The sequence below is a fragment of the Pseudomonas sp. genome, from assembly GCF_049301935.1.
Classification (GTDB): Bacteria; Pseudomonadota; Gammaproteobacteria; order Pseudomonadales; family Pseudomonadaceae; genus Aquipseudomonas.
In genome coordinates this window covers 1-8,567 of record NZ_JBAQLP010000089.1, presented here as the reverse complement: position 1 = coordinate 8,567, position 8,567 = coordinate 1, and the positions used below count along the sequence as shown (strand labels likewise).

Annotated in this window: 10 protein-coding genes; 6 read left to right on the top strand and 4 right to left on the bottom strand. The window is 62.7% G+C overall.

All coding sequences use genetic code 11. From position 1 onward, the window contains the following. Positions 1–249: 249 nt before the first annotated feature. From WA145_RS12395 to WA145_RS12370, 6 genes are all read left to right on the top strand, one after another. Entirely contained in the window at positions 250–1,458 is a 1,209-nt protein-coding gene (locus WA145_RS12395) for an MFS transporter (RefSeq protein ID WP_422581863.1), read from the top strand. Beyond that, positions 1,455–1,580, top strand: a complete 126-nt coding sequence (locus tag WA145_RS12390) for a hypothetical protein (RefSeq protein WP_422581862.1) — start codon at positions 1,455–1,457, stop codon at positions 1,578–1,580. Before WA145_RS12395 ends, WA145_RS12390 begins: the two co-directional genes overlap by 4 nt. A gap of 40 nt (positions 1,581–1,620) precedes the next feature. Continuing rightward, entirely contained in the window at positions 1,621–2,172 is a 552-nt protein-coding gene (locus tag WA145_RS12385) for a glutathione peroxidase (RefSeq protein WP_422581861.1), read from the top strand. Between the two features lie 107 nt (positions 2,173–2,279). Further along, positions 2,280–3,206 (top strand): esterase/lipase family protein, encoded by a 927-nt coding sequence (locus WA145_RS12380; protein WP_422581860.1) that lies wholly within the window; start codon positions 2,280–2,282, stop codon positions 3,204–3,206. Between the two features lie 48 nt (positions 3,207–3,254). Next, a complete protein-coding gene (locus WA145_RS12375) occupies positions 3,255–4,322 on the top strand; it encodes a lipase secretion chaperone (protein ID WP_422581859.1) in 1,068 nt (355 codons plus the stop codon). Between the two features lie 15 nt (positions 4,323–4,337). Then, positions 4,338–6,116 (top strand): hybrid sensor histidine kinase/response regulator, encoded by a 1,779-nt coding sequence (locus WA145_RS12370; protein ID WP_422581858.1) that lies wholly within the window; start codon positions 4,338–4,340, stop codon positions 6,114–6,116. Here the strand turns inward: WA145_RS12370 and WA145_RS12365 are convergent. The 4 genes from WA145_RS12365 to WA145_RS12350 all read right to left on the bottom strand — a co-directional run. Then, positions 6,085–6,702, bottom strand: coding sequence for a response regulator (locus tag WA145_RS12365; protein WP_422581857.1), 618 nt, complete (start codon positions 6,700–6,702; stop codon positions 6,085–6,087). The two genes, WA145_RS12370 and WA145_RS12365, sit on opposite strands and share 32 nt — an antisense overlap. A 94-nt stretch (positions 6,703–6,796) precedes the next feature. After that, on the bottom strand, positions 6,797–7,282 hold the full coding sequence (locus tag WA145_RS12360; protein ID WP_422581864.1) for an outer membrane protein transport protein: 486 nt from the start codon (positions 7,280–7,282) through the stop codon (positions 6,797–6,799). Continuing rightward, positions 7,279–7,758, bottom strand: a complete 480-nt coding sequence (locus WA145_RS12355; protein WP_422581856.1) for a hypothetical protein — start codon at positions 7,756–7,758, stop codon at positions 7,279–7,281. Before WA145_RS12355 ends, WA145_RS12360 begins: the two co-directional genes overlap by 4 nt. A gap of 301 nt (positions 7,759–8,059) precedes the next feature. Next, positions 8,060–8,567 (bottom strand): sulfurtransferase (locus WA145_RS12350; protein ID WP_422581855.1); only part of this gene is annotated, 508 nt, incomplete at its 5' end.

Genomic DNA, 8,567 nt, shown 5'->3' with positions numbered 1-8,567 from the left:
CCATAGGGGGGAGCGAAGCGAATCAAATGCTCATTTACAGCACGTAAACTCCGCTTTTGACTCACTGCGTTCGCCCTGCGGGCCAGCCTGCGGCTGTTACTCCGCTTCGCTACGTAGCGGCCGTTTTGCCTTGTCTTGCCTGCCTCGCCTAGGTTTTTCAACGGCCTGCTAGCCGATAGTCGACTTGCCTGCAGTGCAGTCAAGGCTCAACCTAACGGGCCGCAATATATCTGTGGCAAGGGAGTGGGTATGAAGACAATCGGGCGCGGCAGCATGTGGATTCTGCTGGGTGCATCGCTGATCCTGGCGCTGTCGCTGGGCATTCGTCATGGTTTCGGCCTGTTTCTGCCACCGATGAGCGCCGAGTTTGGCTGGGGGCGTGAGGTGTTCGCCTTCGCCATTGCCTTGCAAAACCTGATCTGGGGCCTGACCCAGCCCTTTACCGGCGCCCTGGCCGATCGTTTTGGCGCCAAGCGCACGGTGATTGTCGGCGGCGTGCTGTATGCCATTGGTCTGGGCTGTATGGGCCTGGCCGATTCGCCGATGAGTCTGTCGCTGAGCGCTGGTTTGCTGATCGGTATCGGTTTGTCCGGCACCTCGTTCTCGGTGATTCTCGGTGCGGTGGGGCGCGCCGTGCCGATGGAAAAACGCAGCATGGCCATGGGCATCGCGGCGGCGGCGGGTTCCTTCGGCCAGTTCGCCATGCTCCCCGGCACGTTGGGCTTGCTTAGCTGGCTGGGTTGGTCGGTGGCGCTGATGGCGTTGGGGCTTTTGGTGGCGCTGATCGTGCCGCTGGCGGCGATGCTCAAGGATACGCCGCTGCCACTCACCGGCCAGGAGCAGACCCTCGGCGAGGCGCTGCGTGAGGCCTGTAGTCATTCGGGCTTCTGGTTGTTGGCCCTGGGGTTTTTCGTTTGCGGCTTTCAGGTGGTGTTTATCGGCGTGCATTTGCCGGCTTATCTGGTCGATCAACATCTGCCCGCGCTGGTCGGCACCACGGTGCTGGCGCTGGTGGGGCTGTTCAATATCTTTGGCACTTATATCGCCGGTTGGCTGGGCGGGCGGATGTCCAAGCCGCGCCTGCTCAGCGCGCTGTATCTGGCCCGTGCGGTGGTGATTGTGGCGTTTCTTATGACGCCGCTGACGGTCTGGAGCGCCTATGCCTTTGGTGTGGCCATGGGCCTGCTATGGCTGTCGACGGTGCCACTGACCAACGGCACGGTGGCGACCCTGTTCGGCGTGCGCAACCTGTCGATGCTCGGCGGTATCGTGTTTCTGTTCCATCAGCTGGGGGCTTTTCTCGGCGGCTGGATGGGTGGCTATCTGTATGACCATACCGGCAGTTATGATCTGGTCTGGCAGATTGCCGTGCTGCTCAGTCTGCTGGCCGCCGCGCTGAACTGGCCAGTACGCGAGCTGCCGGTGGCGCGCTTGCAACGACAGGAGGCGAATGCATGAATACCGACTATGGCTGGAACACTGCGCTGGTGATGGGCGGTATGTTGGTCCTAGGACTCGCCTGGTGGGGTTGGCTGCAAAGTGGCCTGGCTTTTTTGCAGCTGGGTTTGGGTGTGTGTTAGGGCTGTTACTCCTTATTTACATTGATTCAAGGTGATTGGTATGTGGCGTTTTCCCCTGCTGGTTGTCGTCCTGCTCAGTGCCTGGGTTGCCCCGACGCAGGCCGCTGAATGCCCGGCTTTGCTGCAGGGGGCGGTGCAGAAGCTGCGCAGCGAGGAACGTATCGACCTGTGCGCGCAGTTTGCCGGCAAGCCGCTGGTGGTGGTCAATACCGCCAGCTTCTGCGGTTTTACTCCGCAGTTCAAAGGCCTCGAGGCGCTCTATCAGCGTTACAAGGGGCAGGGGCTGCAGATTCTCGGCGTACCTTCCGATGACTTTCGCCAGGAGGCCGACAGCAGCGCAGAAACCGCCAAAGTCTGTTACGTCAATTACGGCGTGACCTTCCCCATGAGTGAAACCCAGCGGGTTACCGGCAGCGATGCACTGCCGCTGTTCAAGGAGCTGGCGGCACAAAGCCAGGCGCCGCGCTGGAACTTCTCCAAGTATGTGATCGATGCCCAGGGCAAGGTGATCGCCAGCTTCCCCAGCAGCACAACCCCGGATGACCCTGCCTTGCTGGCCGCTGTCGAGCAGGCCATCGCCTCGCAGCGCTGAAGCCTCACCCATCTGGGCGATAGTCCACACCCCAGTACCTCCTTAGAGTTGTCAGTACGCCGGACGCAGTTTCCCGGCGTGCCAACAAGAAAAATAAGGAGGCACCCATGCGTCGCGTTATTACTACTGCTCTAGCTGCCTGCGCCCTGGTTGGCGCGGTTGAAGCCCAGGCCAACTACACCCAGACCAAATACCCGATCGTGCTGGTGCACGGGGTGACCGGCTTCGACACCATCGGCGGCTTGATCAACTATTTCCATACCATTCCCTGGAACCTTGAGCGCGATGGCGCCAAGGTCTATGTCGCCAGTGTGTCGGCACTCAATGACAGCGAGCAGCGCGGTGCCGCACTGGCGCAGCAGATCGTGCCATGGGCCGGCGCCAATGGCGGCAAGGTCAACCTGATCGGGCATAGCCAGGGCTCGCCAACCTCACGCGTCGCAGCCTCCTTGCGCCCGGATCTGGTGGCTTCGGTGACCTCGGTCAACGGCGTCAACAAAGGCTCGAAAGTTGCCGACGTGCTGCGCGGTGTTATCCCGGCCAATAGCCTTATCGAGGGCGGCGTCAATGCCCTGGCCAATGCTGTAGGGGCGGTGATCAACCTGCTGTCCGGCAGCAGCAACCCGCAGAGCGGCATCGATGCGCTGAAAACCCTGACCACTGCCGGCACCACTGCACTCAATGGCCGCCATCCGTGGGGTGTGAACAGCAGCAGCTACTGCGCCAAATCCACCGAAGTGCACAACGTGCGCGGGTACAACATTCGTTATTTCTCCTGGACCGGTAACACCTCCTACACCAACGTCTTTGATGCGGTCGATCCGTTCCTGGCGATCACCGGGCTGGCTTTTGGCAGTGAGAAGAATGACGGCCTGGTGGGTGTGTGCTCCACTTACCTGGGGCAGGTGATCGGTGATGACTACAACATGAACCATGTGGATGCGATCAACCACCTGTTCGGTATCCGTGGCTGGACAGAGCCCGTCTCACTGTATCGCCAGCATGCCAACCGCCTGAAAAATAAAGGCGTCTGACCGTCGTGGCAGCGGGCTGCGCCATGCAGCCCGCACTCTGGAGGTCATATGGCCCTGTCGTTACGCTCAACTATTCCCTTTTTGGTACTGGCCGGCAGTGTTGTCGGCCTTACGCTTTACTGGCAATGGCCCGCTGCTGCTGTCCCGCCCGCACCGGCTGTTCCTGCTGCTACGGCGCCTCTCGCCGTAACCCCCAGCCCTCTGCTGCAAACCGCCAAACCAGAAACCTCAGCTACCAGAACACCGTCAAGCCTGCCAGGCTTGCAGGGCACCGAGGTGGATGGCGAACTGCAAGCGGACAGTGCCGGCAATCTGCAGTTGAATCTGGCGCTGCGCGATTATCTGGATTACTTCCTTAGCGCCGCCGATCAGGCCGGCTTGGAAACCGTGGTGGAGGTCATGCTGGCCGATGCCCGCGGACGCTTGCAGGAACCCGCCCTGGGCCAGTTTATCGGCCTGCTGGGTGACTATATGGATTACAAGCGCGCCACCCTGGCGCTGCTGCAGCAACCCTTGAGCAGTGCCCAGCAAAGTAGTCCAGATGGCCAGCTGGTTGCCTTGCAGCGGGCCTTCGAGCAGCTGGCGCAGCTACGCCGCGCGCATTTCTCCAATGCGGCGACCGAAGCGCTGTTTGGCGCCGAGGAAGCCTATGGCCGTTACACCTTGGACAACCTGGCGCTGATGGCCCGCGATGATCTTAGCGAGCACGGCAAAGCTCTGGCGCAGGAACGTTTGCGCGCCCAGCTTCCCGAGGCCATGCGGGCCAGTGAAGAGCGTCAGGCCCAGGCCCAGGCGTTGCAGGTGCAGACAGATAAACTTTGGCAGGAGGGGGCCAGCGAAGAGCAGATGCGCCAGCTGCTTGCCTTGACCTATGATCCACCCACGGTCGAACGTCTGCTCAGCGAGCAGCGCAACGAGCGTGCCTGGCAACAACGCTATGCCACCTACCAGCAGGAACTTGCCGCGTTGCAGGGCAATGGCCTCAGCGCTGCGGATCAGCAGCAGGAGCAGCAGCGTTTGCGCCAGCGTTTATTCAGCGCAGAAGACCAGCACCGGGTGGAAACCTATGACGCCATTGCCGCCAAGCAACAGGAAAGCCAGCCCTCCGAGTTATAGCGTCGGAGGCAGGCGATGAGCCTGGAACGTCAGGAAGCCCTGCTGCTGGCCCAGCAGCGCCGCGGCTACCGCAGGCTGCGTTTTACTGGCGTACTGGAAGATGAGTTTGTCGAGCATCGGGTGCAGCGTATCCGGCGTCGCTTGCTGCTGATCATCAGTACCGCAGTGATCTTTCAACTGGTCTACACCGTCCTCGATCTGTTGCTGCTGCCCCTCAACGCCAGCCTGGCCACCCTGCCAATACGGCTGCTGGGGATATGCGCTGCGCTGCTGGCCTTCTTCTATTGCAGCCGCCCACACAGCCCGCCACGTCGCGCCTTGCTCGTCTACGTGGCGGCATACGGGTTCAATGGTGCCTGCGTCGCGGTGATTATCCACCTGTGCTGGAGCCTGGGCGTGGCCATGCCCTATGACGGGCTTTTCCTGGTGCTGCTATTTGGTTACGTGCTGCTGGGCGTGTCGTTCCGCGCCGTCAGCCTGGCTTCCTGGGGCGTGTGCGGGCTGTTTCTGTGGCTGGGAGTGATCGTCACGGGTGGCAGCGCGGCCCTGGGCTATCAGGGTCTGTTTCTGTTTTGCGCCAATCTGATTGGCAGCGTCGGTGCCTATCTGCAGGAACACGGCCAGCGCGGCGCCTGGCTCAATCTGCGCTTGCTCGATCTGGCGCGCCAGCGCGCCGAAGCTGACGATGCGCGCAAGCTGCGCCTACTCGCTGCTGCCAGCCATGACCTGCGCCAACCGCTGAATGCCATGGGCTTGTATGCCCAGCACCTGCTGGAGCAGAACCAGGACCCCGGCGTGCACCGCATCAGCAGTCGCCTGGCGATTGCCGTCGAGCAGCTCAGCCGGTTGTTGCAGTCGCTGTTCGATTACACCCGGCTGACCCTGCCCGGCGGGGTGCAGGCCAAGCCGCAAGTATTTGCCCTGCGCCCCTTACTTGCTCGCCTGAGTGGTGAGACCCGCGCCGAGGCCGACGCCCAGGGTGTCGAGCTGCAGCTGCAATGCGCAGAACTCTGGGTGCGCAGTGATCCGCTGCTGCTGGAGCGTGTACTGCGCAACCTGCTGAGCAACGCCTTGCGTCATGCCCAGGCGCGGCGTGTCTGGCTGCATGCCCGTGTCGAGCAGGGCGTGGTGCAGTTGCAGGTCGGTGACGACGGTCAGGGTTTGAGCGAGGAGGAACAAAGCCAGGTCTTTGAGGAGTTCCGCCAACTGGATAACCCCGGACGCAATGCCGAGCGCGGCCTGGGTCTGGGGCTGGCCATCGTTCAGCAATTGGCGCAGTTGCTCGGGCACCCGCTGCAGCTGGAGTCCAGCCCAGGCGCGGGCGCGCGTTTTATTTTGCACTTGCCGCAGGCTGAAGCCGGCGAGTGGCAAGCACCGGCGGCGGTTGCCGCGGCATTGACTGGGCGGGTGTTATTGCTGGAAGACGACGCCGCAGGGCGCGAAGCGTTGTCCGGTTTATTGCAGCGCTGGGGGTGCGAGGTCTGGGCCTGCGCCGATCCAGCCGAGGCCTTGCAGTGCTTGACCGAGGCGCAGCCGCAGGTGCTGATCAGCGACTATCGGCTGGCCGCCACCGAGGACGGCTTACGCGTTATCGAGCGCTTGCGCGAAGAGGCCGGGCGCATGCTGCCGGCCCTGCTGATTACCGCCGACGTCAGCGCCGACCTACAAGAGCGCTGCACCCGTGCCCATGTCACCTTGCTCGGCAAGCCGCTGCTGCCGGCCCGTTTGCGTCAGGCCCTGGCAGTGTTATTGCCGGCAGAGATCAGAGCCAACCCCGTTGCCGCGCAGCACTGACACAGGCAGTACGGGTATGTACGGAAAACTCTTGAAACAGTGATTTCAGATGGGTTTTCACCGTGTCCTCGGAAACGCCCAACTGACGGCTGATGGACTTGTTCGGCAAGCCCTCGGCCAGCAATTGGAGAATTTCCATCTGCCGGGGGGTGAGTTGCGGTTTATCGCCCGTATGCGGTGCAGGCAGGGTTTCCCCCAGCAGCACGCGGGTCACCGCCTGGCGCAGTTCATCGCTATTGGCACTTTTCGGGATAAAGCCCAGCGCACCGGCGGCCAGTGCGGCCTGGGCGTCGAGGTTGGAATCGCTGGCGCTAAGGATCGCCACCGGGGTCATGCGGCCCTGCTGCTGCCAGCGTTGCAGCAGCTCCAGGCCTGGCATATCGGGCAGGCGCAGGTCGAGCAGAATCAGGTCGAAGCTCGCGTCCAGCAGGCAGGCTTCGGCGGCGGCGGCGGATTCGGCGGTGCGAATCTGCAGATCGGCGCAGAGCGGCGCGAGGGCCAGGCTGAGGCCGTCGAGAAAAATCCGGTGGTCATCCACCAGTAACAGGCTGAGTTGTTCGGGCAAGGTTGTACAGAGTGCAGTCATAAGGGCTGTCTCAGGCGGCGTCATGGCCTGCCATCCCTGGCAGCCATACGCGGGCCGTCGCTTTGCGACGTTCAAAATTGTTCCAGACAATTTTTTATTGTTGTGAGCGCCGCGCGAGTGTAACCCAAACCGTTGGCTGAATTAGAAGCGGTATGTCACGTGTGCGCCCAGGCCGTGGGCGGTTATAGCTGGCGCGGTAGTCGTCTGTCTCGATGTGGGCGTCATCTTCCATCAGGTAGGAGTAGGCCAGGTCGAGGGGCACCGCTCCATTCGGGCTCCAGGCCGCGCCCAGACTGAGGATGGCGCGCTCGCCGTGATAGCGGCCCTGGAAGTTGCGCTCGTAATCGGTGGCCAGGCCAAACGGCACATGCAGGCCCAGGCCGAGGCTCCAGTTGTCGTCCAGTGGTTTGAGGTAATCGCCCATGGGCGCACCGGTAAACCGCAGCATGTCGCGGTGTTTGCTAGCGCTGGCCGAACCGCAGGCGTTGGCTATCTCGGTTTTTGCGTGGATCAGCGCAAGGCCGCTGCTGGCTTGTTCGCGCTTGATGCGTGCCATACCGGCCGGGTTGCCGAACGTCAGGCCACCTGGCTGAGACTGCCGATGCAGCGTTGCCAGGCGGCGATAAAGTCCTGGGTGCGGCCATGCGGGCGGAATACCCGGCGCCAGACCTGCGCCATGCCGAGCAGGTCATCGGCGGCCGGCAGTTCGCGCTGCTCGGCTTCGATCAGCATCCAGGCAATGGCCGTGGCGTAACGCAGGTTGACGGTCAGTTCCAGGTGCGGTGCGGCGAGGAAGGCATGCTGGCTGGCGAGGCCGCGTACCTGGCTAGCAAGTTCTGGATCCAGCGCCAGGTGTTGATCCCAGAGTTGTTGGTGGCGCTGTGCGGCGATGCGGTAAAGGCCGTGGCCATGTTTGTCATCGAGGATCGAGCCGAGCCCGGATTGGCTGGCGGCGGCTCCGAGCAACAAGGCTTCGGCGGCGGTGGAGTGACGGCCCAGGTAGAGCAGGGTAGGGCGGATGACGTACTGGCTTAACTCGCAGGCGGCAATTCCCATATAGCCCTCGGCGAAAAGTGACCGATGGGGCCGGGGCGTTGGCAGCTTCGACTTGTGTAGGGTCTGCCCCGCTTCATTCGCGGCTGCGAGTGAAGCGGGGCAGACCCATAGAAAGGCCCCACCGGAAGCGGGCTTAGCCGCTTATGTTGAAGTGTAGTGCGACCTTTTCACCGTAAAGGGCTGTTTTTAAATTGTTTTCGGCTTTCGGTTATTGCCTATATTCCAGTTGGTACTTAAGCGCGACTGACGTTGTAAGACGCTCAGCCGCACAGCATCAGCCGTCTTGTTAGGCGGATTAGCGTCAGTCGCCGGTTGCTATTGGCCGCGCGGGGTCGGTGATCCACTCGCTCCAGGAGCCGGCGTAGAGCGGTGCCAGCGCATAGCCGGCCAGGCACAGAGCGAACAGGTTGTGGCAGGCCGTCACGCCCGAGCCGCATTGCATCACCGCCGCCTTCGGATCGCCCAGCAGCGGCGCGAACCCGGCCTTGAGTTGTTCGGCGCTCTTGAAGCGGCCGTCCGCCTCCAGGTTGTCCTTGAAAAAACGGTTCTTCGCGCCCGGGATGTGGCCGCCGACCGGATCCAGGGTTTCGTTTTCGCCGCGGAAGCGGTCCGGCGCGCGGGCATCGATCACGGTGCGGCCGCCCCGATCGAGTACATCGTTTGCCGACACGGCCGCGACGAGCGGCGCCTGGTCGGCAATCGTGCCAGGGGCACGCACCGGCACGTCGGTCGACATCGGCAGACCCTGCGACTGCCAGGCCGCCATGCCGCCATCGAGCACCGCAACGGCCGAATGGCCAACCCAGCGC